Source organism: Burkholderia arboris, assembly GCF_902499125.1.
Lineage (GTDB): Bacteria > Pseudomonadota > Gammaproteobacteria > Burkholderiales > Burkholderiaceae > Burkholderia > Burkholderia arboris.
In genome coordinates this window covers 21,099-46,459 of sequence record NZ_CABVPX010000014.1, presented here as the reverse complement: position 1 = coordinate 46,459, position 25,361 = coordinate 21,099, and the positions used below count along the sequence as shown (strand labels likewise).

Annotated in this window: 25 protein-coding genes; 14 read left to right on the top strand and 11 right to left on the bottom strand. The window is 67.1% G+C overall.

Annotation, left to right across the window (positions count from 1 at the left end; all coding sequences use genetic code 11):
• Positions 1-118: 118 nt before the first annotated feature.
• From BLA15945_RS18335 to hutC, 3 genes are all read left to right on the top strand, one after another.
• Positions 119-433, top strand: a complete 315-nt coding sequence (locus tag BLA15945_RS18335; RefSeq protein ID WP_081051941.1) for a hypothetical protein — start codon at positions 119-121, stop codon at positions 431-433.
• 142 nt (positions 434-575) lie between these two features.
• Positions 576-1,703, top strand: coding sequence for a porin (locus tag BLA15945_RS18330; protein ID WP_174993076.1), 1,128 nt, complete (start codon positions 576-578; stop codon positions 1,701-1,703).
• 182 nt (positions 1,704-1,885) lie between these two features.
• Positions 1,886-2,581, top strand: a complete 696-nt coding sequence (gene hutC / locus BLA15945_RS18325) for a histidine utilization repressor (protein ID WP_174993075.1) — start codon at positions 1,886-1,888, stop codon at positions 2,579-2,581.
• Positions 2,582-2,596: 15 nt separating this feature from the next.
• Here hutC and BLA15945_RS18320 read toward each other — a convergent pair whose 3' ends face one another.
• Entirely contained in the window at positions 2,597-3,838 is a 1,242-nt protein-coding gene (locus BLA15945_RS18320; protein WP_174993074.1) for a glycosyltransferase, read from the bottom strand.
• Positions 3,839-3,930: 92 nt separating this feature from the next.
• Here BLA15945_RS18320 and BLA15945_RS18315 point away from each other — a divergent pair, with 92 nt between their 5' ends.
• The gene (locus BLA15945_RS18315; protein ID WP_174993073.1) at positions 3,931-4,551 is read left to right on the top strand and encodes a TetR/AcrR family transcriptional regulator; all 621 of its coding nucleotides are present in this window, start codon (positions 3,931-3,933) and stop codon (positions 4,549-4,551) included.
• Positions 4,552-4,673: 122 nt separating this feature from the next.
• On the opposite strand, the gene BLA15945_RS18310 is transcribed toward BLA15945_RS18315, so the two are convergent.
• Positions 4,674-5,288 (bottom strand): TetR family transcriptional regulator, encoded by a 615-nt coding sequence (locus tag BLA15945_RS18310; RefSeq protein ID WP_174993072.1) that lies wholly within the window; start codon positions 5,286-5,288, stop codon positions 4,674-4,676.
• Between the two features lie 388 nt (positions 5,289-5,676).
• Between BLA15945_RS18310 and BLA15945_RS18305 the strand changes: the two genes are divergently transcribed.
• The 3 genes from BLA15945_RS18305 to BLA15945_RS18295 all read left to right on the top strand — a co-directional run bounded on the left by BLA15945_RS18305 (position 5,677) and on the right by BLA15945_RS18295 (position 8,497).
• Entirely contained in the window at positions 5,677-6,339 is a 663-nt protein-coding gene (locus tag BLA15945_RS18305; protein WP_174993071.1) for a DUF3313 domain-containing protein, read from the top strand.
• 34 nt (positions 6,340-6,373) lie between these two features.
• Positions 6,374-7,966, top strand: coding sequence for a PqiB family protein (locus BLA15945_RS18300; RefSeq protein ID WP_174993070.1), 1,593 nt, complete (start codon positions 6,374-6,376; stop codon positions 7,964-7,966).
• A 177-nt stretch (positions 7,967-8,143) separates the two neighbouring features.
• The gene (locus BLA15945_RS18295; protein ID WP_059237450.1) at positions 8,144-8,497 is read left to right on the top strand and encodes a hypothetical protein; all 354 of its coding nucleotides are present in this window, start codon (positions 8,144-8,146) and stop codon (positions 8,495-8,497) included.
• 35 nt (positions 8,498-8,532) lie between these two features.
• On the opposite strand, the gene BLA15945_RS18290 is transcribed toward BLA15945_RS18295, so the two are convergent.
• Positions 8,533-9,330 carry an alpha/beta fold hydrolase gene (locus tag BLA15945_RS18290; RefSeq protein WP_174993069.1) on the bottom strand — a complete coding sequence of 266 codons (798 nt, stop codon included), beginning with the start codon at positions 9,328-9,330 and terminating at the stop codon, positions 8,533-8,535.
• A gap of 109 nt (positions 9,331-9,439) precedes the next feature.
• Positions 9,440-10,357 (bottom strand): LysR family transcriptional regulator, encoded by a 918-nt coding sequence (locus tag BLA15945_RS18285; protein ID WP_059237452.1) that lies wholly within the window; start codon positions 10,355-10,357, stop codon positions 9,440-9,442.
• Here BLA15945_RS18285 and BLA15945_RS18280 point away from each other — a divergent pair.
• A complete protein-coding gene (locus BLA15945_RS18280; protein WP_155627215.1) occupies positions 10,356-10,538 on the top strand; it encodes a hypothetical protein in 183 nt (60 codons plus the stop codon). The genes BLA15945_RS18285 and BLA15945_RS18280 overlap by 2 nt on opposite strands.
• On the opposite strand, the gene BLA15945_RS18275 is transcribed toward BLA15945_RS18280, so the two are convergent.
• The 3 genes from BLA15945_RS18275 to BLA15945_RS18265 form a co-directional block, all read right to left on the bottom strand.
• The gene (locus tag BLA15945_RS18275) at positions 10,520-10,765 is read right to left on the bottom strand and encodes a DUF3717 domain-containing protein (protein WP_006482527.1); all 246 of its coding nucleotides are present in this window, start codon (positions 10,763-10,765) and stop codon (positions 10,520-10,522) included. The genes BLA15945_RS18280 and BLA15945_RS18275 overlap by 19 nt on opposite strands.
• Before the next feature lie 267 nt (positions 10,766-11,032).
• Positions 11,033-12,568 carry an amino acid permease gene (locus BLA15945_RS18270; protein WP_059237453.1) on the bottom strand — a complete coding sequence of 512 codons (1,536 nt, stop codon included), beginning with the start codon at positions 12,566-12,568 and terminating at the stop codon, positions 11,033-11,035.
• Between the two features lie 407 nt (positions 12,569-12,975).
• Entirely contained in the window at positions 12,976-13,218 is a 243-nt protein-coding gene (locus BLA15945_RS18265; RefSeq protein ID WP_174993056.1) for a hypothetical protein, read from the bottom strand.
• On the opposite strand from BLA15945_RS18265, the gene BLA15945_RS18260 reads away from it, so the two are divergent.
• From BLA15945_RS18260 to argG, 3 genes are all read left to right on the top strand, one after another.
• Entirely contained in the window at positions 13,157-14,689 is a 1,533-nt protein-coding gene (locus tag BLA15945_RS18260) for a sensor domain-containing diguanylate cyclase (RefSeq protein ID WP_174993068.1), read from the top strand. The genes BLA15945_RS18265 and BLA15945_RS18260 overlap by 62 nt on opposite strands.
• Before the next feature lie 471 nt (positions 14,690-15,160).
• Positions 15,161-16,231 (top strand): FUSC family protein, encoded by a 1,071-nt coding sequence (locus tag BLA15945_RS18255; RefSeq protein WP_174993067.1) that lies wholly within the window; start codon positions 15,161-15,163, stop codon positions 16,229-16,231.
• Positions 16,232-16,559: 328 nt separating this feature from the next.
• The gene (gene argG, locus BLA15945_RS18250; RefSeq protein ID WP_031399031.1) at positions 16,560-17,894 is read left to right on the top strand and encodes an argininosuccinate synthase; all 1,335 of its coding nucleotides are present in this window, start codon (positions 16,560-16,562) and stop codon (positions 17,892-17,894) included.
• A gap of 69 nt (positions 17,895-17,963) precedes the next feature.
• Here argG and BLA15945_RS18245 read toward each other — a convergent pair whose 3' ends face one another.
• Positions 17,964-18,617, bottom strand: a complete 654-nt coding sequence (locus BLA15945_RS18245; protein ID WP_174993066.1) for an Imm5 family immunity protein — start codon at positions 18,615-18,617, stop codon at positions 17,964-17,966.
• A gap of 219 nt (positions 18,618-18,836) precedes the next feature.
• Between BLA15945_RS18245 and BLA15945_RS18240 the strand changes: the two genes are divergently transcribed.
• Together BLA15945_RS18240 and BLA15945_RS18235 are read left to right on the top strand one after the other, a co-directional pair.
• Positions 18,837-19,334 carry a nucleoside/nucleotide kinase family protein gene (locus BLA15945_RS18240; protein ID WP_174993065.1) on the top strand — a complete coding sequence of 166 codons (498 nt, stop codon included), beginning with the start codon at positions 18,837-18,839 and terminating at the stop codon, positions 19,332-19,334.
• A gap of 350 nt (positions 19,335-19,684) precedes the next feature.
• Complete coding sequence (locus BLA15945_RS18235) at positions 19,685-20,479, top strand: polysaccharide lyase family 7 protein (RefSeq protein ID WP_059237458.1); 795 nt, start codon at positions 19,685-19,687, stop codon at positions 20,477-20,479.
• 80 nt (positions 20,480-20,559) lie between these two features.
• Here the strand turns inward: BLA15945_RS18235 and BLA15945_RS18230 are convergent, their stop codons facing one another.
• Together BLA15945_RS18230 and BLA15945_RS18225 are read right to left on the bottom strand one after the other, a co-directional pair.
• Positions 20,560-21,870: an MFS transporter gene (locus tag BLA15945_RS18230; protein WP_059237459.1), complete on the bottom strand. Its 1,311-nt coding sequence runs from the start codon at positions 21,868-21,870 to the stop codon at positions 20,560-20,562.
• A 202-nt stretch (positions 21,871-22,072) separates the two neighbouring features.
• Entirely contained in the window at positions 22,073-23,155 is a 1,083-nt protein-coding gene (locus BLA15945_RS18225; protein ID WP_174993064.1) for a tartrate dehydrogenase, read from the bottom strand.
• A 108-nt stretch (positions 23,156-23,263) separates the two neighbouring features.
• On the opposite strand from BLA15945_RS18225, the gene BLA15945_RS18220 reads away from it, so the two are divergent.
• Complete coding sequence (locus BLA15945_RS18220; RefSeq protein WP_059237461.1) at positions 23,264-24,184, top strand: LysR substrate-binding domain-containing protein; 921 nt, start codon at positions 23,264-23,266, stop codon at positions 24,182-24,184.
• 40 nt (positions 24,185-24,224) lie between these two features.
• Here BLA15945_RS18220 and BLA15945_RS18215 read toward each other — a convergent pair whose 3' ends face one another.
• Positions 24,225-25,292 (bottom strand): LysR family transcriptional regulator, encoded by a 1,068-nt coding sequence (locus tag BLA15945_RS18215; RefSeq protein ID WP_081051943.1) that lies wholly within the window; start codon positions 25,290-25,292, stop codon positions 24,225-24,227.
• Between the last annotated feature and the right edge of the window lie 69 nt (positions 25,293-25,361).

Here is a 25,361-nt window from a genome sequence, read left to right as displayed (position 1 = left end):
TTTTCAGGGCCGGTGCGAGTCTATACACCGTATCGCCACCGCGATTCTTAAACTGGGCGCCATGTCCAAGACGAGCTTTCCGCGGTGCGGAGCTCGATGCGTGCCGGGGGATGAAAGCATGAAACCGACCAGAACCGAATCCGCTGCTTCACGCGATCTGCCGCCCGTCCGCTCGCGGCGCAGGCTCCCTGCAGACGAACTCGTGCTGCTGTCGATCCGTGTCGAATCGGACAACCTCGCGGCCGTGCGCCGCCGGCTGCATCAGGCCGTCGGCGCCGCGCTCAATTTCTACACGGCCGCGATCGACAACCGTACCGGGCGCGCATGCATCGAGCTCGAAGTCGCGCGGTCGCAAGCATCGCCCGCGATCCTGTCGATCCTCCGCCTGCTGCCGGCCGCCGAATTCGGCACGATCCGCCTGCTGCAGCACTAGCCGGCGTTCACCGCCGCCGCGCGTGACACGTGACACGCGTGACACGCGCCCCCTTTCATCGATTCGAACGCGCGTGCACGCAAGGACACGCGCGGCGAATCGTCGTTCCCGTCGCAACGGGCCTTTCCAGGAAGCACTCGCAATGAAAAAAGCAGTCGTCGGTACCCTCTCCCTCGCCTTCTTCGGCGCCGCCGCGCACGCGCAAAGCAGCGTCACGCTCTACGGGATGCTGGATGCCGGTATCGCCTATACGAACAACCAGTCGGGTAAAAGCGCGTGGCAGCAAGGCAGCGGCCTGCTGTCGAATACGGTCTTCGGCCTGAGCGGCAACGAGGATCTCGGCGGCGGCCTGCACGCGCTGTTCCGCCTCGAGAACGGCTTCAACCTGAACAACGGCACGCAGTCCTACAAGAACACGATGTTCGGCCGCCGTGCGTACGTCGGCCTGCAGAGCGACCGCTACGGCGCGCTGACGCTCGGCCGCCAGTACGACGCGGTGGTCGACTATCTCGGCCCGCTCGCGATGGCGAACAACGGCGACGGCAACAACCTCGCGTCGCATCCGTTCGACAACGACAACATCGACGATTCGTTCTACATCGACAACGCGGTGAAATACACGAGCCCGACGCTCGCCGGCTGGCAGTTCGGCGGCCTGTACGGGTTCAGCAACGCGGCCGGCGGCTTCGCGAACAACCGCGCGTACAGCGCGGGCGTGTCGTATGCGAACGGGCCGGTCAGCCTCGGCGCCGCGTACCTGCAGCTCAACCGCGGCGGGCTGACGGCCGGCGGTGCGCTGTCGACCAACGACGCGCCGAACTTCCCGTCCGTGCGCCAGCGCGTGATGGGCGCCGGCGGCAGCTACGCATTCGACCGGCTGACGGTCGGCGCGCTGTGGACGCATTCGATGTTCGACGAAACGGCCGCCTCGTCGCTGCCCGGCGCGCTGAATGCGCTGCGCTTCGACAACTACGAGGTCAACGCGCGCTATGCGCTGACGCCGGCCGTCTCGCTCGCGGGCGCCTACACGTTCACCGACGGCCGCTACGACGACGCAGCCGGCAGCCACCGGCCGAAATGGCATCAGGTGACGCTGATGGCCGGCTACGCACTGAGCAAACGCACCGACGTGTATGCGGAAACCGTGTACCAGCACCAGTTCGGCGTGCCGTCCGGCGCGACGCTCGGGTTCGCGAACGTGACGGGGCTCGCGGCTTCGTCGACGAATACGCAGGTGGTCGCGACGGTCGGCATCCGGCATAGGTTCTGACCGCGCGCCGGCCGTCGCAGGCCGGCCGCTCTGTGCAATCCCGCATGGACGCGCGCCGGCCGAACAGGGATCATTCGGGGAATCCGGGCCCGCTCGCCCGCGAAACCGGTACACTCGGCGCCGGGCGCGCGCCGGATCGGCATTCGGCAGCGGGCCGCCGCCGACTCTGGAATCGCGATCCCATGACCACACCGATCTATCAGGAAATCAAGGACTTCATCCTCGCCCGCATTCATGCCGGCGAGTGGGCGGAAGGCGACCAGGTGCCGTCGGAGAACGAACTCGCGCGCGAATTCAACGTCGCGCGGATGACCGTCAACCGCGCGCTGCGCGAACTGACGGCCGAACAGGTGCTCACGCGCACGCGCGGCTCGGGCACGTATGTCGCATCGCCGAAGTACGAATCGACGCTCGTCGCGATCCGCAGCATCTCGGACGAAGTCGCCGCGCGCGGCCACGGCTACCGCGCGCAGGTGCTGCAGGTCGGCGCGGCCGTCGCCGATGCGAAGCTCGCCGACGAACTGCGGCTCGACACCGGCAGCCCGATCTTCCATTCGCGCGTGCTGCATTTCGAGAACGACACGCCGGTGCAACTCGAGGAACGCTGGGTCAATCCGGCCTGCGCGCCCGAATATGCGTTGCAGGACTTCACGACGACGACGCCGAACCAGTACCTGACGCGCGTCGCGCCGCTGCAGCGCGTCGAATACCGGATCGAGGCCGCGATGCCCGACGCCGAAACGCGCCGCCACCTGACGATGGACGACCGCGAGCCGTGCCTGCTGCTGCATCGGCGCACGTGGTCGCAGGGGATGGTCGCGTCGGTCGCCAATCTGTGGCACCCGGGCAGCCGTTACCGGTTCACCGGGCATTTCTGATGCCGATGCGCGGGTTCACCGCGCGGCGGCGCGCCCCCATCGCTCGATCGCGCTGACGGCCAGCGTCAAACCGTCCTCCTGCGCGATGCGCGTGCCGAGTTCCGCCGCACGCGCCTTCGTCTCGCTGCGATCAGCAAACGCGATGGCACGCGCCAACACTGCAGCCTCCATACGCCGCCCCGCCACGGGTGCATCGGCGACACCCAGTCGCTGCAACCGGTTCGCCCAGAAGAACTGATCGCCCGCGAACGGCGCGACGACCGACGGAATGCCGGCCCGCGCAGCCGAATGCGTGGTGCCCGACCCGCCGTGATGAATCGCCATCGATACGCGCGGGAACAGCCAGTCGTGCGGCGTGTCACCGATCACGCGAACCCGTGCCGGCAGCATCGACGCGTCGATACCGCTCCAGCCCGGATAGAACAGTGCGCGCCGGCCGGCGAGCGCATCGGTCAGCGCGTCGACCATGGCTGCCCGGTCGAAGCCGGCCATGCTGCCGAATCCGATGTACACGGGCGGATCGCCCGCTTCGAGAAACGCCGACAGCTCGGGCGGCGGCGCCCATGCACGCGCATCGATCCGCCACTGGCCGCATGCCTGCACATTCTCCGGCCAGTCGACCGGGCCGGACAGCAGCGCCGGCGACACACCATAAAGCATTGGATGCTCGGTCCACACATGCTTGCGCGGCGGCAACCCGTACACGCTGCCGCGCGCCACGTTCGTCGACTTCCTGAATGCCTGCCACAACAGCGCATTCACGAACCGGTGGCTCGCGCGATTCAGCCAGCGCGGCAATTTTCCCGGCGGCAGGAACGGCGACGCGAATCCGGCGGTCGGCGTGATCGGAATCATGCCGGTGCCGATCGCAGGTACACCGCGATACTCGGCGACCGACAGCCCGACGAACGACGCAAGCCCCGACACGAGGATCGCGTCGCAACCGGCCGACGCATCCGCGACTTCGCGCATCCACGCCGCCGTGTTCGCATTCGCGATCGCCGCGAGCGCCTTCGACGTGTCGGTGAAGCCACCACGCCCGCGCACCGCATCGGCCAGCGCGCCGTCCGGCGCGATCGCGCGGCGGATGTCGCCGGACAACGGTGCCGACGGCACGCCGAGCGCGGCAGCGGCCCCGAGCGTCGCCGCGTCGGCAAGCAACCGGGTGTCGTGGCCGGCGTCCAGCAGCGCGCGGCCCAGCGCCGCGAGCGGACGCGTGTCGCCTTCGGTGCCATAGGTGGCGATGACGAACTTCATGCACGACTCCTCGCACGACGGAAGCAGGTGGATTCTAAAAAATGCACGTCGTATACTAATGCAATTCGTACATTTTCAGCCAATCCCCCGCCATGACGATTCAGACCGACGATCCGGGCCGCCGTGCACGCAAACGCATCCAGATGCTCGCGCATCTCGCCGCCACCGCTGCGCGCCTGTTCGATGCGCACGGCTACGAGGCCGTCACGATGGAGCAGATCGCCGCCGAGGCCGATGTCGCGAAGCGCACGCTGTACAACCACTTTCCGACGAAGGAAGCCGTGCTCGCGCACTGGCTCGAAGGCGAACTCGCGCGCGATCTCGCACATCTGCAGCACGACGTCGCGCGGCGCAAGACCTTCGCGTCGCGCATCGGCTGCGTGCTCGACGCGTCGGCCGCATGGTGCGAACAGCATCCCGCGTACCTGCTCGCGTACCTGCGGCACCGGCTCATGAGCATCGGTGCAGTCGAACCGGACAGGAGTGGACAGAACGGCAGCGACATCGCGCTGGTGTGGCAGCAACTGATCGTCGCGGGACAACAGGCCGGCGAACTGAACGGCACGCTGCAGGCGGATCAGCTCGCCACCTGGTTCCATCACCTGTATCTCGCGGCGATGCTGCGCTGGCTGACCGTGCCGGGGTTGTCGCTGAAACGGGAGTTCCAGTCGGTCGCGAAGCTGTTCATCGAAGGCGCGGAAGCGAAGCGCTGAGCAACGCCCGCGTTCACCTCAGGCAGTCACACGCTCGTACGCTTACAAGCGCCCGAGCACGACCGCGAGCAGCGAGCGCCCGAAACGGGCGACCGCCGCGCCGCATGTCACCCACGCACGCTTCATTTTTTCGGTGTCGCGTTCGCCGCCCGCGCACCGCGTTGCGCGGCAGCGTCACCGCCCGACGGCCATTGCGTCTCGTCGAGCAGCCGGTCGAACAGCCTGGCGCGCTCGTCGTCCGACAGCGGACACAGCCCGAACATCGCCGATAGCGCGAGCCCCCACGCGGCCTTCCATCGCAGCAGCGCGAGATCGGGATCGCCCGATTCGGCCGCCATCCGCTTCACGTTCTCGGCATCGGTTTCCCGCACCTTCTGCAACGGCGCGGGATCCTCGACGAGCGCCGCCATGATCGCGAGCGCCGCCGACGGCTGCTGGCCGATCACTTCACGCATCGTCGCGATCTGCGCGGACAGCGTCGGCTGCGCTTCGCGCGGATCGCGTGCGGCCAGATAGTCGCGCTGGAAGCGTTGGTAGGTGTCCTGCTGATGTTCCATCAGCGCGTTCAGCACGTCGCCTTTCGTGCGGAACTGATGCATCAGGCCGCCCTTGCTGATCCCGCTTTCGCGCGAAATCGCATCGAACGTGAGCTTGCCCGGACCGTCGCGCTCGAGAATCGCGAGCGCCGCCTGGATCGCGGCAGTGCGCGTTCGCTCGGAACGCGTCGGGTTATCCATGAACTGTCCCCGGTATGGAGTGAGGCCATGCGACCGCGGCGTACCGTTACGATCGCATGAAAGAAGTGCGCGGAGTCTATCACAAACAAACCGCCTGGTCGGTTTACATCCGGAAATGGCGGTGCTACGATCGGCTCCCGCATCGGCCCCGGCCGGATGACGGGCACGTCGCGCACGGCATGGTGCGACGCGAGCGCCATCTGCAGCCTGGCTTTCCGGCCGATGACTGCTACCGGATGGCCTGTCGTCCCCGATCTTCATGCGGTTATTGCGCCCCACAAACAAACCGTCTGGTTGGTTTTTTTCATAAACCCGAGCGGCGATGCCGCCCTGTTGCACGACCCTTCGCACCGGCTCCACCGGCGCGAATCCCGACCCGGAGAGTCAGATGAACCGATCGATCAAGCCCAACCACCTGCTCAATGCCGCGCTTTGCGTCGCACTCGCCGGATGCGCCGGCGTCCAGCCTGCCCGCTACAGCGGCATCGAATCGTCGCCGTACCTGCGCGGCGATCCGCAGGACAAGTCGGGCCGCGTGCCCTATCGCTACGCGCTGCCGGCGGACTGGCACCCCTACCGGAAGCTGATCCTCGACCCGGTCGCGATCTATCGCGGCACCGATCATCAATTCGGCAACCTGACCGACCAGGACAAGTCGACGCTCGCCACGTACATGGGCGACACGTTCGCGAAGAAGCTCGGCAAGCGCTTCGAGCTGACGAGCACGCCGGGCCCCGACACGCTGCGCGTAAAGCTGACGCTGACGGGCGCCGTCACGACGACGACGTTTGCCGGCGCCTTCGCGCATTTCGATCTCGCAGGCAACGTGTACAACGGCGTGCAGGCGATCCGCGGCCGCGAAGGCGCGTTCACGGGTTCGGTCATCTACGCGGTCGAGATCCGCGACGCGTCGACGAACCGGTTGATCAACGCATACGTGACGAAGCAGTATCCGAATGCGATGAACATCGGCGCGAGTTTCGGCGCGCTCAGCGCGGCAAGGACCGGCATCGACAAGGGTGCCGATGCGCTCGTCGCACAATTCGACTGAAGCCTGCCGGCGTACGTTGGCACGTGTCGCACAGATGCGTGCGGGGTGGCCGCGGGCGGCGATCTTCTGGCTCGTTCCGCTCGCGGCCGCTGCGTGCTGTCTCGCATGGGGTGCGTCGCTGCTCGGCAGCCGCGGCCCGACGATCACGATCGCATTCGCGACCGCCGACGGACTCGAAGCCGGCCGATCGACGCTGCGGTTGCGCAACGTCGAAATCGGTCGCGTCACGCGCGTTCGTGCAGCGCGCGGACAGCCGGGTGTCGTGATCAATGTCCGTCTGGACACCGACGCGCGCGCACTGGCGGTGGCGGACACGCGCTTCTGGATCGTGCGGCCGCGCATCGGGCCCGGTGGCCTGTCGGGTCTCGACTCGGTGCTGTCCGGTTCATACCTCGCGGCCACCCTCGGCCGTTCGCACGAACCGCGCACGCGTTTCACCGGGCTCGATGCGCCGCCCGTGACCGAGGACGGCGGCCGGCATTACACGCTGCGCGCGACCTCGCTCGGCTCGGTCGCAACCGGTTCGCCGGTCTACCACCGGCGCGCACGCGTCGGCCAGGTGACCGGCCATGCGCTCGATGCAGACGGACACGGCGTATCGATCGACGTATTCATCGCCGCGCCGTTCGATCGCCACGTCGATGTCGATACGCGCTGGTGGCAGGCCGGCGGCCTCGGCCTGCGGCTCGACGCAGGCGGCATGCAACTCGACACGCCGTCGATTGCCGCGCTGCTCGCCGGCGCGCTCGCGTTCGGGTCACCGCCCGGACGCGCATCGACCATCGCAGCACCGGAAGGCACACGCTTTCGCGTGGCCGACAACGAAATCGACGCGATGCGCACGCCGAATGCACCGGCCGCGCCGGTGGTGATGCGTTTCGACCGCTCGCTGCGCGGCCTCGCGGTCGGTGCGCCGGTGGATTTTCGCGGTATCGAACTCGGCGACGTGACGGCCGTCGGCACCGAATACAACGCCGCACGCGGCGACGTCACGATGCGCGTGACGATGGCGCTCTACCCCGATCGTCTCGGGCAGCGCTATCGCGACGTGCTCGGCAACGGCGACACCGACGCCGGCAGGGCATTGCTGCGCACGCTCGTCGCACGCGGTTTGCGCGGCCAGTTGCGCATCGGCAATCCGATTGCGAACCGGTCGTATGTCGCGCTCGACATGTTCCCGCACGCGCCGCCTGCATCGGTCGACACGACCCGCGAACCGATTGCACTCCCGACCGTGCCCGGCACGCTCGACGTGCTGCGCGACCAGATTGCCGACATCGCCGGTACGGTTTCCCGATTGCCGCTCGACCGGATGGGCGCGCACCTGAACGCCGCGCTCATGAACACCGATGCGCTGTTCGCACGACTCGATACCGAACTCGCGCCGCAAACGCGCGATGCGCTGCGCACCGCACGTGGGGCATTCATGACTGCGCAGACCATGCTTCGACAAGAGGGTGCGAACGCATCGAACGTCCGCCGCACGCTGACGCAATTTGCGCGTACATCGAGCGCACTGCGCGTATTGGCAGACGATCTGGAACAACATCCGGAATGGTTGCTGCCGAACGGTTCAGGCGTCACGCGGCAGGATCACGTACCGCATCCGGCACGTACGGCGCGGTAAATGCGTCGCGCGACGCACACACATTATTACGACGAACGCACGCACCGCATGCCAAATTTCCCGCGCAGCAGTATGCTGATGACGTACGGCGGCGCACTGTGCATCGGGTAATCCCTTCGTTCGCACGTGATCGCGCCGCCGTCGCGACCGCAATCATGCGTTGCAAGGAGGGTTGTGATGGCTACCACGCATCAGCACTTCCACCTCGAACTACGGCACGCCACCGCGCCGACTTACTTCATCAGTTACCTGTTCCCCGCCTTGCTGTTCGTGTACGAACTGTTGCGCGTCGGCCAGTGGATCCGCGATCACGGGATGCAATTCGCCGCGTTCAAGCAGATGGGCTACGAGTATCTGCTGATGCTGCTGTTCGTCGGGTTACAGATCGTCGTCGAGGCGATCTTCCTGCTCGGCGCCGCGATGCGCCGCGACAATCGCGACTTCGAGCACCGGCTGCCGAACGTCATGCTCGGCATCGGCTGCTCGATCGCGGTACTCGCGCTCGATCTCGCGATCCAGCTGTCGTTCTGACGGCGGGCGGGCCCCGCCCGCCGGTTGCCGGGCGCTCAGGCGCCCGCGTCGCGCACGCACGTCGCGATGGCGGCCAGCACGTCGTCCGTCCGCTCGCGGTGCGGCATGTGCCCGCATTGGGCGAGCAGCAGGAACGACGACGGCCCCGCGACGCGCGCGGCGATCCGCTTCGGATGCACGTCGGACCCGTATTCGTCGTCTTCGCCGTGAATCGCGAGCGTCGCGCATTGCACGCGCGGCAGCTCGTCATCAAGATTCCAGTCGCTGAACGCCGGCGACAGCCACGTGTCGACCCAGGCGCGCAGCACCCATTCGGCCTTGTCGCCGTGATAGCGCGCAAGCCGCCCGAGTTGCCCCGGCTCATCGAACTGCTGTCCTGCATCGCGAATGCCGGCCAGCGTGCGATCCTCGACGAACGCCTGCGCAGCAACCGTCACGAGTGCGCGACAGCGATCCGGATAGGCGGCCGCACAGCCCACCGCCATCCCGCCGCCGACGCTGTGCCCGAACACGACGAACGCATCGACGCGCAGTTGTTCGAGCACCGCAGCGAACGCATGATCGGCCTCGTCGCGCACGAACGTCGTGCCGAGCTTCCCCGGATGACGATCCGAGCGGCCGAAGCCGAGGCGGTCGTATGCGATCACGTCGCGCTGCGTGGCACGCGCGAGTTGCTCGGGAAAATCGCGCCACAGATCGACGCAGCCGAGCGAATCGTGCAGCAGCACGATGGGCGCTGTCGCGTCGTGCGCCGCACGCGCACGCCAGCGTTTCGCAAAGAGACGTCCTTGCGGCGTCCCGACGGTTGTCTCCTCGGTCACGATATCGGTCATGTGTCGGTCGTCTGCGTGAAAGCGGCCGCACACAGGCGGCCGCATCGGATCGGGACATGGTGGCCTGCCGGCGCGCGCGGCGTCAAGCAAGCCCCTACGGCCCGCGCGTTCATTCGGGCTGCGGCGGCAGGTACTCCATCTGCGCTTCGTCGTACAGCCGGTAGATCAGCGCCTGCATCGCGCGGATGTCCTCCGATTCGTCGAGCATCCGCATGCTCATGATGATCGGCGACACGAGGTTCGGATCGTCGAGCGGCTTGTAGCTGATGTCGTCGCGCTTCAGCCCGTACACGCTGTGCGGCACGACCGACACGCCCTCACCCATCGCAACCAGGCCGAGCGCGATCTGCAGTTCGCGCGTCTCGTAGATCCTGCGCGGCTGCAACGCGCGATCGTGGAAGGCCGCGAGCACCTGGTCCGCATAGCTCGGGCGCGGCGCCTTCGGGAAGATGATCAGCGTGTCGTTGACGAGATCGTGCAGCGACAGCACGGGCTTCGCGCTGTCGAGCACATGGCCGACCGGCAGCGCGACGATCATCCGCTCCTCGCGCAGCACGACGCGCCGCACGCTCGGATCCTCGTGACGGATGCGCCCGAACCCGACGTCGATGCGTCCTTCCTTCAGCGCCTTGATCTGGTCCATCGTCGACATCTCGTGCAGGCTCAGCTCGACGGCCGGATATTCGCTGCGAAAGCGCCGGATGATCTTCGGCAGCATCCCGTACAGCGTCGAACCGACGAAGCCGACCGACATGCTGCGCTCGATCTTGCCGACCCGCTTCGTCATCGATTCGAGTTCGGTCGTCTGCGCAAGCAGCTGCACCGCATGCGAATAGAAGAAGCGCCCCGCGTCGGTCAGCTTCAGCGGCCGCGCGTTGCGCTCGAACAGCGGCACGCCGAGCGCCTCCTCGAGCTGCTGGATCTGCCGGCTCAGCGGCGGCTGTGCGATATGCAGCCGTTCCGCCGCCCGCGTGAAATTCCGCTCTTCGGCCACCGCGACGAAGTAGCGGAGGTGTCTCAACTCCATGTTCGATGCCTCCCGGACAGCGATCCGGCGCAAACCGCGGCCGGATGATGTCGTCACGATACCGCAGGCGGCGCACATCGCGCCGCGTAAAGCAAAACGGGAAGCCCGCGAGCTTCCCGTCGTTTCATCGCCGCCGCAGCGCGGCGGCATCGCGACCGCGCGTCACCCCTCGGTCGCGTAGAGCGCGTCGCGCTGCTCATGGCTCAGCGAGTCGAGCGGCACGTCCGGCAGCTGGTAGCAGATCATCGTGCCGTACAGCTCGGCGAGGCAGTTGCTGCCGGCGTCCAGCGCGTAGCCGTCCTCGCCGTCCGGCGCCGGCGGGTACACTTCGCGCCACGCGTTGATCGCGGCTTCGATTCGCACGATGGAAACGGGTCCGGCCTTCCGCTCGGCGGGTGATGCGCTCATGGATTCCTCTGGGTTGCGCGCTCCGCGGGCCGTGCCGGCCCGGATGGAACGATGAAAACGCCGGACATGTCGCCGGCCGTCGCGCGCCGCGCACGCCGGATGCCGATCCGCGCTGCGCCTGTCGCGCCGGCCGGGCCGTGGCCCGGTAGGGTCGGGCAATATAACCGGCTTTGACCCCGTGCAGGCAAAAGCCGGGCAAAAAAAACGGGAAGCGCGCGGCTTCCCGTTGTTTCGTCGACCGTCGCGCGGCGGCCTGCCGCGCCCGCGTCAACCCGCGGTTTCGCGGTTCGCCACCGGCTGCCGCTGCGCGCCGCGGCTCGCGGCGATCCACGGTGCGATTTCCATGTCTTCGTAGCGCACGAAGCGGCTCTTCTTCAGGAACCGGAAGCCGAGCCACACCACGAGGAACAGCGGAATGCCGACATAGGTCGCGGCCACGCCGGCCCAGTCGATCCGGTTCGCGAGGAACGCCTGGTAGTCCTGGCCGAGCGCGATCACGAGGCACAGCACGAACGCGAACAGCGGGCCGAACGGGAACCACTTCGACTGGTACGGCAGCTGGTCGAGCGAATAACCCTGCTTCACGTAACCCTTGCGGAACCGGTAATGGCTGACCGCAATGCCGAGCCAGGCGATGAAGCCCGTCATCCCCGACGTGTTCAGCAGCCACAGGTAGACGGTCTTGTCGCCGTACAGCGACGTGAAGAAGCACAGCGCGCCGACCGCGGTGGTCGCGTACAGCGCATTGCGCGGCACGCCGCCCGACGACAGCTTCGCGAATATCTTCGGCGCGCGGCCTTCGGTCGCGAGGGTGTAGAGCATCCGCGTGGACGCATACATGCCCGAGTTGCCGGCCGACAGCACGGCCGTCAGGATCACCGCGTTCATCACGCCGGCCGCGAACGCGAGGCCTGCGTGGCGGAACACGAGTGTGAACGGGCTCACGCCGATGTCGGTCACGTCCGTCTTCAGCAGGTTCGGGTCGGTGTACGGAATCAGCACGCCGATCACGAAGATCGCGAACACGTAGAACAGCAGGATCCGCCAGAACACCTGACGCACCGCGCGCGGGATCGTCGTGCGCGGGTTTTCCGATTCGCCGGCCGCGACGCCGATCAGCTCGGTGCCCTGGAACGAGAAGCCCGCGATCATCGCGACGCCCATCAACGCCGGCAGGCCGCCCGCGAACGGCGCGTCGCCGATCGTCAGGTTGCCCCAGCCGTTGCTCGGCGCGCCCTTCAGAATGCCGAAGATCATCAGCAAGCCGACGCCGATGAACGCGACGACGGTGACGACCTTGATCAGCGCGAACCAGTATTCGGCTTCACCGAAACCGCGCACGGTGAGCGCATTGAGCAGGAACATCACGCCGAGGAAAGCCGCGCTCCACCACACGCCCGGCACGTCCGGAAACCAGTAATGCATCACGAGCTGCGCGGCGACGAGCTCCACCGCGATCGTCACGGCCCAGTTGTACCAGTAGTTCCAGCCGAGCGCGAAGCCGAAGCCTTCGTCCACGTATTTCGCGCCGTAGGTCGCGAACGAACCCGACACCGGCATGAACGCGGCCATCTCGCCTAAGCTCGTCATCAGGAAGTAGACCATCAGGCCGATCAGCATGTAAGCGACCATCGCGCCGCCGGGGCCGGCCTGCGAGATCGACGCGCCGGACGCGACGAACAGGCCCGTACCGATCGAGCCGCCGATGGCGATCATCGTCAGGTGGCGCGCCTTCAGCGCGCGATGAAGCTTGGGGGGGTTCGCGGACGAACCGGGTGGGTCGGAATTCGGAATTGCGGACATAAACGAGACGAACGTTGAGCGGGCCGGCATCCGTTGCCGGCGCATGCGGGATCGGAGCGCGGTGCGCGTCCTGCGATGCAATCGATGCGGCCCCGATACGCGTTGCGCGGCGGGCGCCTGCGGCGAAGCGCGGATTCTACCTGATTCGCCGCGGGGACAGCGCAGGTCGGCACGCCCGCCGCCGCGCGGGAGATTTCGCAGAATCAAGGAGTTGGCTGCATCGACACGGCCGCGACCGCATGCCGGCGCAAAAACCTTGGTTAATTCGGGGTTATTTGGTTTTCTCGTCGTGGCCGGTCAGCGCGCAATCCTGTCCCGATCCGCCAAATACTTCACCAATACGCAAAATCGACCGATCGGCGCACCATTAATCAGACAAAAAGACCGACACTGATAATTGATTCAAATCAAATCACCCGCGCGCAATGCAGTAATGATGCGTAACCGTTTCGAATCGCCGTATCCGCATGCATGTTTTGCATGCGCACGCGAAAGTCCGGAATTCGCGAGATAATGCGGGTTAATTCGAAATAATCAGCGCGCGGAACCGCCAACGACGCGAATATCCGCCGCCCGCCACGCCCGAGGATGAAGTCACTCCCGCTGCCCGCCACGCTGCGCCGCCATACCGCGTCGATCGTGGCACGCATTCTGTCGCCCCGCGGCGTGCTCGTTGCGGGCATCGTCCTGCTGATGTTCAGTTGGGGACTTTCCACGTCGCTATTAATCGAGGCACGGCGCGACGCGTATGACCATGCGGTCGAAAATGCGCGCAACCTGATGCTGCTGATCGAACGCGATATCGCACGCAATATCGAGCTCTACGATTTGTCGCTGCAAAACGTCGTCGACGGCGTGGCCGATCCGGAACTGATGACGTTGCCGCCGCGCCAGCGCCATCGGCTGCTGTTCGACCGCGCGGCGACCGGCGAGTATCTCGGTTCGATTTTCGTGATGGATCCGCACGGCAATATCGTGATCGATTCGAGCGCGTCGCCCGCGCGGCAGGGCAATTTCGCCGACCGCGACTATTTCGCCGTGCACCGCGACCGGCTCGCACCAGGCCTCTACATCAGCCGGCCGTACGCATCCCGGCTGCGCGGCGGCGCGCTGACGATCGCGCTGAGCCGCCGGATCAACCGGCCCGACGGCACGTTCGGCGGCATCGTCGTCGGTACGCTCAGCATCGACTACTTCCGCGCGCTGCTCGACGGCCTCGCGGTCGGCACGCACGGCAGCGCGGCGATCGTCGAAGACAACGGCACGCTCGTGTCGCGCCTGCCGTACGACACGCACGTGGTCGGCCTCGACCTGCACGACTCGCCGCTGTTCATCGATTCGCTGCGCAGCCGCCACGGCGAGCTGACCGGTGTCGGCGCGATCGACGGCGTCCGGCGCATCTATGTTTACAAGCATCTCGCCGGCCTGCCGCTGATCGTCGACGTCGCGCCCGCCGAGATCGACATCTACGCGTCGTGGCACCACCGCGCGTTCTGGACCATCGTGCTGATGGGCCTGTTCACCGGGTTCATCGCGTGGGGCTCGCTCGCGCTGTCGCGCGAGCTGAAGCGCCGGCAGATCGCCGAATCGAAGCTGTACCGGCTCGCGCACACCGATTCGCTGACGGGCCTCGACAACCGCGGCACGTTCGACACGGTGCTCGCGAAGGAGGCACAGCGGGCGTCGCGCAGCGGCCGCCCGCTGTCCGTGCTGTTCGTCGACGTCGACCACTTCAAGGCATTCAACGACTACTACGGCCACCCGGCCGGTGACGACGTGCTGCGCCGGGTCGCGCAATCCGCGTCACGCTGCCTGCGCCGCGACGGCGATCACGTCGCGCGCTACGGCGGCGAGGAATTCGTCGTCACGCTGCCCGACACCGACGCGCAAGGCGCGGCCACCGTCGCCGAAGGCATCCGGCGCGCCATCGCGGGGCTCGGCATCGAGCACGTGAAGAGCCCGTACGGCCGCGTCACGGCCAGCATCGGCACGGCAACCACGGCCGACGGCCGGATGAACGCCGCAACGCTGCTGCGGCGCGCCGACGAAGCGCTGTACCGCGCGAAGTCCGGCGGCCGCAACCGCGTACTGGACGCGCTGCCGACCACGGCCGACGCGTGACCTGACGTCACGTCACGCGTCGGATTGTGCCGCCTGACTGCTTGCCTGCCTGTCTGCCCGCCTACCCGCCTACCCGCCTACCCGTCTCCTGCCCGTCTGCCCGTCTACCCGTCTACCCGTCTACCCGTCTACCCGTCTACCCGTCTACCCGTCTCCTGCCCGTCTCCTGCCCGTCTCCTGCCCGTCTACCCGTCTACCCGTCTTCCTGCCCGTCTGCCCGTCTGCCCGTCTGCCCGTCTGCCCGTCTGCCCGTCTGCCCGTCTGCCCGTCTGCCCGTCTGCCCGCCGGCTCGGCAGCTCGGCAGCTCGGCAGCTCGGCAGCTCGGCAGCTCGGCAGCTCGGCAGCTCGGCAGCTCAGCGTAGCGCCGTGGACAGCCCGCGCGCGTTCGGTTAGCGTGACGTCTGCTGCGCATGCGGCGCGGCGCCGGCCCGCGCAGGCCGCCGTGCGCGTTCCGGCCACCCCAGCTCCGTCATGACCACCCCGCTTCCTACCCGGCTGCCGCCCCTGCTGCGCAACACGCTGCGCCCGCTGCTCGACCCGTACCGCCGCTACCGGCACGCGAAGCTGATCCATGCGGCGCGCGTCGCGCTTGCGATTCTCGTGTCGATCGCGCTGTCCACCGGCCTGCACGTGCCGCACGGCGAGTGGTCGACGATCACCGTGCTGATCGTCGTCGGCGGGCTGCAGCACCACGGCAACATCCGCAAGAAGGCGGCCGAGCGCGCGCTCGGCACGTCGATCGGCGCGCTCGCGGGGCTCGGGCTGATCCTGCTGTATTCCGTCGTGCATGCGCCCGTCGCGATCTACCTGCTGATGGCCGTCGCGTGCGGCTTCTGCGCGTATCACGCGATCGGCAAGGCCGGCTACATCGCGCTGCTGTCGGCGATCACGATGGTGATCGTCGCCGGGCACGGCGACAACGAGATCGTCGACGGCCTGTGGCGCGCGGTGAACGTGCTGGCCGGCATCGCGATCGCGCTGGCGTTCTCGTTCGCGCTGCCGCTCTACGCGACCTACTCGTGGCGCTACAAGCTCGCCGACGCGCTGCGCGCGTGCGCGGCCGTGCATGCCCGCCTCGCGGGCGACCGCCACGTGAGCGACGACGCACACCTGAAGGAAATGGCCGCGCTGAGCGCGCTGCTCGTGCAGTTGCGCTCGCTGATGCCGTCGGTATCGAAGGAATGCGAGACGTCGATGACGCAACTCGAGGCGATCCAGCGCAGCCTGCGCCTGTGCATCGGCTACCTGGAGATCCTGTCGAGCGCGGTGCCGGCCCGCGACGACGTGGCGGCCCGCGAATACATGCGCGTCGAGATGAAGGCCGTGAACCGGCGCATCCGCGACACGCTGGTCGGCGCGAGCCGCGCGCTCAAGTTCGGCACGCCGAGCCGGCTCGCCCCGCGCCGCCGGCCCGTCGATCCGCCGCACGACGCGCCGCCGCCGCAGTTGTCCGGGTACGTGTCGATCACGGCCAAGCTGGCCGGCGAAGTCGATCAGTTGCGCGAGAAGCTGCTGGATACCGCACAGTCGTGGAATATCTGAGGCGCTGACGGATTCCGGGTTTCAATGGCCGTCTTTCATATTCCTTTCGGCGCAGCAAGCCGGCCGCCTGACGGCCGCCGCCCCGCCCGGCGGTCGATCCGGCCCCGCAAACCCGGCCCGCGACCGCACTCGTCCAGGCCCGTTTCGGCCGCGGTTTCGCGCCTTTCCGCATCGCTTTCTCCGCCTGGTTAACCGCTCGCCAGGCCCGCCCGACGGGCCGGACGACGATTCCGCACGAAAATCAGCCCTTGCCCCAACTTCCCGGACAGCCGATACTCGCATATTCCGCGAAATACGATCCCACCGGCTTCAATCCACGGTTATTCCTATGAGCACGATTCTCGAAAGCCTCCCGACCGGCCAGAAGGTCGGTATCGCCTTCTCCGGCGGCCTGGACACCAGCGCTGCGCTGCACTGGATGAAACTGAAGGGCGCCGTCCCGTACGCATACACGGCGAACCTCGGCCAGCCCGACGAAGACGATTACGACGCGATCCCGAAACGCGCGATCGAATACGGCGCAGCCGGCGCCCGCCTGATCGACTGCCGCGCGCAGCTCGTCGCCGAAGGCATCGCAGCGCTGCAAAGCGGCGCGTTCCACATCACGACGGCCGGCGTCACGTACTTCAACACGACGCCGATCGGCCGCGCCGTGACGGGCACGATGCTCGTCGCCGCGATGAAGGAAGACGGCGTCAACATCTGGGGCGACGGCAGCACGTACAAGGGCAACGACATCGAGCGCTTCTACCGCTACGGCCTGCTCGTGAACCCGGATCTGAAGATCTACAAGCCGTGGCTCGACCAGACGTTCATCGACGAGCTCGGCGGCCGTGCCGAAATGTCCGAATTCATGAACCAGGCGGGCTTCGCGTACAAGATGTCGGCCGAGAAGGCATATTCGACCGATTCGAACCTGCTCGGCGCGACGCACGAAGCGAAGGATCTGGAAAGCCTCGAAAGCGGCATCAAGATCGTGAACCCGATCATGGGCGTCGCGTTCTGGCGCGACGACGTGAAGATCGCCGCCGAAGAAGTGACGGTGCGCTTCGAAGCCGGCCAGCCGGTCGCGCTGAACGGCGTCGAGTTCACCGACCCGGTCGAGCTGCTGCTGGAAGCGAACCGCATCGGCGGCCGCCACGGCCTCGGCATGAGCGACCAGATCGAGAACCGCATCATCGAGGCGAAGAGCCGCGGCATCTACGAAGCCCCGGGCCTCGCGCTGCTGTACATCGCATACGAGCGTCTCGTCACCGGCATCCATAACGAAGACACGATCGAGCAGTACCGCGAGAACGGTCGCCGCCTCGGCCGCCTGCTGTACCAGGGCCGCTGGTTCGACCCGCAGGCGATCATGCTGCGCGAAACCGCGCAACGCTGGGTCGCACGCGCGATCACCGGCGAAGTGAAGATCGAACTGCGCCGCGGCAACGACTACTCGATCCTGAGCACGAAGTCGCCGAACCTCACGTACCAGCCGGAACGCCTGTCGATGGAGAAGGTTGCATCGACGTTCTCGCCGCGCGACCGGATCGGCCAGCTGACGATGCGCAACCTTGACATCACCGATACGCGCGACAAGCTGCGCGTGTACTCGCAAGTCGGGCTGCTGACGCCGGGTGAAACGTCGGCGCTGCCGCAGATCAAGGGCGACGACAAGTAAGTCGCTTGACGCCGCTCGCGGGCCGGTCGATTTCCGACACGCCCCGTGAGCGGCCGACTCGATCACCAATCAGACGCTCTGCCCCGGGTTCGCCTGCACCCGTTTGAACGGCAGCGGCGCGAGAACGTCCCACGCCCGAGGGACTGCCTTCTCCAGATACCATCGCCAATACAATCGGCGACTTGCATCACCTCCCTTCTCCTCCCACACTGCACTGCCCGAAAGCGCCAGCGCCCCGTAATAACCGACATCCCAATCGTCCGGGCACACGTTTTTTTCGTTTTCGCCGGCCGCATCGAAATTCGTGTCGTACAAGATCGTATTGATCGCCGCAAAAACGGTCATGCCGGCATAAACCGGGACAAACGCCGCTTCGCCGTGTTCAAACAGATCGATGACCCGGGTGTGGTACACGCCGTTGTCTCTTTCCAGACAGACCAGGTCATATTTTCCGGCCAGCGCGTCGGCGCCGTTCGCCAGAATGGTCCGTGCCGCCGTCAGCACGTTCGCGTACGGATTCAGCCAATCGATCGCCTCTTCGGCACACAGCATCGCCAGCCGCACGCGGCGCAAGTATCCGGCATCGCCATGTTCGGCAGACGACAACGTCTCGATCAACCGAAGTAGCTCCCTGCGCACGGCAGCCGGAAGCTCCCCGTCAGCCGTAATTGCCGACAGCGACACCGACAACGCATCTGCCAACTCTTGCGGAATATTCGTCATCTACGCAGATTCACAATAAGGAACATAGGGCGCACTTCACTTTCGGGGCACCCGGTTTGAACGGCACCCGTGCGAATTCCCGCACCCGGCCCACCCAGCGCGACACGCATCTTACTGACCAAACGCGCGCTGATCCATCGCCGTCACCGGTGCCGTTCGGCACTGCACCGCTGCGCCGGTCGTGGCAAGCTGCGAGTCGTTCGATTTCTTCGTTGGCTCATGACCACCCTGACCGTCATCCACCTGAACGGCCCGATCAACAGCGGCAAGACGACGATCGGCCTCGCACTCGCACGCGTGCTGCCCGATGCGCGCTTCATCGACGGCGACGATCACGATGCCCCTGAAGATGCGCCGTTCGACGTGCAGTGGGCGATCGCGCTCGAACGTCTCGTCACGCAGATCACGGACGCGCGCGAACGCCATCTGGTCATTGCCTATCCGATCGGCGAAGCGGAACACGAACGGCTGCGCGCCGCCTGCGACGCGCGTGATGCGCGGTTGTTCGTCGTCACGCTCGCGCCGCCCGAAGCAATCGCGGCGTCGAATCGCGGCGCGCGCGTGCTGACGGACTGGGAGCGCAACCGGATCGCCGAGATGTATCGCGAAGGCTATGCGTCGCGGCCGTTCAGCCAGATGGTGCTGGATACGTCCGGTGCGACGCCCGAAGCGTGTGCGGCACGCATCGGGCGTCAGCTCGCGGCGACGGCGGCGTAGCGCCTGCGCGCACATCCCGGTGCCGATACGCGGATCGCGCTCGGCGCATCCCGGCATCAAACGGCCTCGACAGCCTTGAAAGGAAAACGTTTACTCTTTCTGATCTTCTTGATAGCATCGGCTCCGATCGGTTGACAAAACCATTCAGAAAGCCGATCGCAAGCATCATAAATTTCAGCTTTCCCGCTTTTTATTCCAGTTTATCCAGCTGTCTTCGAGCCATATCTGCTTTCTGTATTTTGGAGTGCTTTCTACCGGCAGCCGATCGCCCTCGCGGCAATCTCACGCCCAAACAGGAAAACGTTATCCACAACGTGGCGCCCAGCCACGGACCATCAGAGAGAGACACCATGAAGAACAGGATCATCCCGTGCGTCGTCGCCGTTCTGTCCGTTGCGTTCCTTTCCGCCTGCGGCGGTGACGACCCGGCCAGCCCGGCCGCCGCCGCGCGCCAGCAGGCCACCGCGATGGCGCTCAGTCCGTCGAATCCGCCCGGCTCGAACTTCAACCTCGCGCCGTTCACGCTGCAGTTGCCGACCGGCTCGTCCGGCAAGGTCGACACCGTGAGCGGCTCGTCGCTCGCGGGCGGCTACGTGAACCCGACGTATTTCTACACGGACGGCAGCGACGGCTCGATGGTGATGATGGATCCGACGCAGGGCTGGACCACGTCCGGCTCGCTGCATCCGCGCACGGAACTGCGCGAGAACGCGATCTGGCCAACCTCCGGCACCAACCGGCTGAATGCGACGGTGGCCGTCACGCAGGTGCCCGATCACACGACGATCGGCCAGATCTTCCAGGGCACCGGCCCGAGCAAGCCGCTGTGCGAACTGCAATTCACGTCCGGCGGCGTCGTACAGCTGCTGCTCGAAAGCACCAACCAGGGCGGCAAGTCGACGACCACGCCGATCACGACGGTCGGCGTCGGCAAGAAGTTCAGCTACGCGATGAGCCTGAGCGGTACGACGATCACCGTCACCGCGAACGGCACGACCAGGACCTTCACGATGGATTCGAGCTTCGACGGCGAAAGTTTCTACTTCAAGGCGGGCGACTACGACCAGACGGCCGTGTCCGGCACGCCGCTGACGACGCCCGGCACCGTCGTGAAGTTCTATGCGCTGACGCTCACGCACAGCTGAAGGTGAACGCGCGTCCCGACGCATGAAGCCGGGCGGGTACGCAACGCGCACCCGCCCGGCTTTTTGCACACATCCCGCGCTTACGAGTGATGCCGCACGCCCGGCACGACCGCTTCCCGCGCACGCTTGCGGCTCAGCATCAGCGTGACGACCGCCGACACCGCGAGCGTGCCGGCCACCACGTAGAGCCCTGCCGCATACCCGCCCGTCACATGCTTCAGCCAGCCGATCGCGAACGGCCCGACGAACCCGCCGAGATTGCCGATCGAGTTGATCATTGCAATGCCCGCCGCCGCACCCGCGCCGGACAGGAACGCGCTCGGCATCGCCCACAACGGCGCTTTCGCGGCACTGATCCCGATGTTGACGACGACCAGCGCAAGCACGGTCAGCAGCGCGGTGCTCGCCTGCCCCGCGAACACGAAACCGATGCATGCGAGCACGCACGGAATCACGACGTGCCACGTGCGCTCGCCGGTGCGATCCGAATGCCGCGCCCACACGATCATCGCGACGACGGCGGCGATGCTCGGGATACCGGTCAGCAGGCCCGTCTGCAGCGCGGTGAAGCCGAACTGCTTGACCATCAGCGGCGCCCACAGGCCGAGCGTGTAGAGCCCCGCCGACGTGCCGAAGTAGATCAGCGCGAGCGCCAGCACGCGCGGATCGCGCAGCGCCTGCCACGCGCCGGCCGTGTGCCCGGCGTGCGTATGGCGCGCGTCCGCTTCGGCCTTGAGCTTCGCGATCAGCCAGTCGCGTTCGTCGGCGCGCAGCCACGCGGCCTTCGACGGCGAATCGGTCAGGCACTTCAGCACGACGAAGCCGAGTACGACCGCCGGCAGCGCTTCGACGACGTACAGCATCTGCCAGTCGGCGAGCCCGAACATCGGCGGCATCTGCATGATCGCGCCCGACAGCGGCGAGCCGATCGCGGTCGAGATGGGCGCGGCCGCCATGAACCACGCGGCGGCCACCGCGCGCTGCTTCGCGGGGAACCACAGGCTCAGGTACAGGATGATGCCGGGGAAGAATCCGGCTTCGGCCATGCCGAGCAGGAAGCGCAGCACGTAGAAGCTCGTCGGCCCCGCCGCGAAGGCGGACACGGCCGACACGATCCCCCACGTGATCATCACGCGCGCGATCCAGATGCGCGCGCCGACGCGGTGGAGGATCAGGTTGGACGGCACTTCGAACAGGAAGTAGCCGATGAAGAACAGGCCGCCGCCGAACCCGAACGCGGTCGGCGACAGGCCGATCGCCTTGTTCATCGTCATCGCGGCGAAGCCGACGTTGACGCGATCGAGAAAGCTGACGAAGTAAAGCAGCATCACGAACGGAATGATGCGCCACATCAGTTTCCGCGCGACACGGGTTTCCAGATCCGCTTGCATGTGTCTCCTCCTTCGAGGTCGAGCCGTGCTCTGTCTGTGAATGCTCGCCGGCACCGCGATGACGCGGGCGGCCGGCGCCCGGCTCGCGTCGGATGCGCGAGTCTCGGGCAGGAAAATCCGGGGCGATGAACGGGCGGCGCGCCGATTACCGCTTGACGCTTTCGCGCCGCCCGCCGCCCGCCGCCCGCCGCCCGTCGCGTTGTCAGGCTGCGACCGCCGCGTGCGCAACGCGCTCGCAAACAGCCGCCGTCACCTGCGCGGTCGTCGCGCTGCCGCCGAGATCGCGCGTATGCAATGACGGGTCGGCCGTCACGGCCTCGATCGCCTGCATCACGCGCGCGGCCGCGTCCGTTTCGCCGAGGTGCTCGAGCAGCATCACGACCGACCAGAACGTGCCGACCGGATTCGCGAGCCCCTTGCCCATGATGTCGAATGCGGAGCCGTGGATCGGCTCGAACATCGACGGATAGCGGCGCTCGGGATCGATGTTGCCGGTCGGCGCGATGCCGAGGCTGCCGGCCAGCGCGGCGGCGAGATCGCTGAGGATGTCCGCGTGCAGGTTGGTCGCGACGATCGTGTCGAGCGACGCCGGGCGGTTGACCATGCGCGCGGTCGCCGCATCGACGAGCTCCTTGTCCCACGTCACGTCGGGGAATTCCTGCGCGACCTGCTTCGCGATCTCGTCCCACATCACCATCGCGTGCCGCTGCGCGTTGCTCTTCGTGATCACGGTGAGCAGCTTGCGCGGACGCGACTGCGCGAGCCGGAACGCAAACCGCATGATCCGTTCGACGCCGGCGCGCGTGAGGATCGACACGTCGGTCGCGGCCTCGATCGGATGGCCCTGGTGCACGCGGCCGCCGACGCCCGCGTATTCGCCTTCGGAATTCTCGCGGACGATCACCCAGTTCAGATCGTCCGGCCCGCAGCGCTTCAGCGGCGCATCGATGCCCGGCAGGATGCGCGTCGGGCGCACGTTCGCGTACTGGTCGAAGCCCTGGCAGATCTTCAGGCGCAGCCCCCACAACGTCACGTGGTCGGGTACGTCGGGATCGCCCGCCGAGCCGAACAGGATCGCGTCCTTGCCGCGCAGCGCGTCGAGACCGTCGGCCGGCATCATCGCGCCGTGCTGGCGGTAGTAGTCGGCGCCCCAGTCGAAATCCTCGAACTCGAAGGCAAAGCGGTCGCTGCCGCGGGCCAGCGCTTCCAGCACCTGCTTGCCGGCCGGCACCACTTCCTTGCCGATGCCGTCGCCGGGAATCGTTGCGATACGGTAGGTCTTCATGCGGAGATCCTCGATTGATCGTGAGCGTGAATGCACTTTACCGAACCAACAGTGTAGAAACCGGGGCTATACTCAAAGCATCTTTAACTTGAATTCATGAATCCCGCCATGGCGGATACCGTCCAGCCGGCCGATCTCGGCTTCTTCTCGACGCTGGCCGCGTCGGGCAGCCTGAGCGCGGCCGCGCGCGAACTCGGGCTGACCGCCGCGGCCGTCAGCAAGCGGCTCACGCAGATGGAGCGGCGCGCGGGCGTCACGCTCGTCAACCGCACGACGCGGCGGATGATGCTGACGCCCGAAGGCGACGTGTATCTCGACTACGCGCGCCGGATCCTCGACCAGATGGACGAACTCGGCGAGCTGCTCGGCAGCGCGAAGCAGCGGCCGAAAGGGCTGCTGCGCGTGAATGCGACGCTCGGGTTCGGGCGCAGCCATATCGGCCCCGCGATCTCGCGCTTCGTCGCGCGCTATCCGGAAGTGACGGTGCAATTGCAGCTGTCGGTGATGCCGCCGCCGCTCACCGACGACGCGTTCGACGTGTGCATCCGCTTCGGCGAGCCGCCGGATACGCGCGTCGTCGCGCGGCGGCTTGCGCCGAACCGCCGGCTGCTGTGCGCGGCGCCCGCGTATCTCGCGCGGCACGGCGTGCCCGGCACGCCGCACGACCTGGCGCGGCACAACTGCATCGGCATCCGGCAAGGCGACGAGGGTTACGGCGTCTGGCGCCTGACGAGCGGACGCGGCGCGGCGCGTCGCACGGAAGCCGTGCGGATCAACGGCAACCTGACAACGAACGACGGCGAGATCGCGGTGAAGTGGGCGCTCGACGGGCACGGGATCCTGATGCGTGCGGAATGGGACCTGCGCGACTATCTCGCCGACGGGCGTCTCGTCGTCGTGCTGCCCGATCACGAAACGCCGAGCGCCGATATCTATGCGGTGTATGCGCAGCGTCACCAGATGTCCACGCGGATTCGCGCGTTCGTCGATTTTCTGGCGGAAGAACTCGGGCGCCTGAAAGGCGCGTGACGCGGCGGCCGCCCTTTCGCGCCGGGCGTGAAAGGCAGGCTCAGTTCACCGCGGCCAGCGCAGCCTGTTCGAGCGCGCCGGCGGTCGTTTCGAACGCCGCGCGCGTACCGTCGCGCCCGGTCGCGCCGCTTTCCGGCGCGTGCGCAACGCGCGCATCCGGCGCCGGCCGCCACCCCACGGCCCCCGCTGCCACCCGCCCCTCGTGCTCGTGCACGGCCTGCACGAAACGCTCGGCGATCCAGTCGACGAACGCGCGCACGCCGGGCGACACATGCGGGCGCTTTACGTAGACAGCCGACACGGCGACCGCATCGGGTTGCCAGCACGGCAGCACTTCCTGCAGCCGTCCCGCATCGATCAGCGGCTGGGCGGCGACGCGCGTCGGCTGGATCAGCCCGAGGCCGTGCTCGCCGCACGCCAGATACGCCTGTTCGTCATCGACGCTGACGATGCTGTCGAGCCGGACCTTGCGCACGGCATCGTCCACAATGAAATCGAGTTCGGCCGCGCGCTGGCCGGTCACCAGCACGCCGCTGACCGCACGGTGTGCCGAGAGCGCGTCGAGCGTGCGCGGAACGCCGAAGCGGTCGAGATACGCGGGGCTCGCGCACGTCACGCGTTCGAGCGTGCCGAGCCGGCGCGCGACGAGCGACGAATCGGGCAGCGCGCCCAGCCGGATGCCGCAGTCGATCGCGTCGGCGTCGCGATCGCCCGCGCGCCCGGCCACGCCCAGCATCAGCACGAGATCGGGATGCCGCGCATGAAATGCGTCGAGCGCCGGCAGCACGATCGCGCCGGCCACCGACGCCGGCACCTCGACGCGCAGCGGCCCGCTCGGATGCCGCGCGGCACCGCGAATGCTGGCTTCGAGCTCGTCGACGTCCGCCGTGATGCTGACGCAGCGCCGGTAATACGCATCGCCTTCGGACGTCGTCCGCAGCGCGCGCGTCGTGCGCACCAGCAGCGGCGTACCGAGCGCCGCTTCGAGTTCCTGCACGGTCCGCGTTGCGGTGGCGCGCGAGATGCCGAGCGCCAGCGCCGCGCGTGTAAAGCTCTTCATTTCGACGATGCGCGTGAAGATGCGCATCGCGCGGATCGGATTGTCCACCGGTCACCCCTGCGTGATTGCGACATGCCGCGGCGCGCGCGTGCGCACCGTGCCTGCGTGTCGATGTCG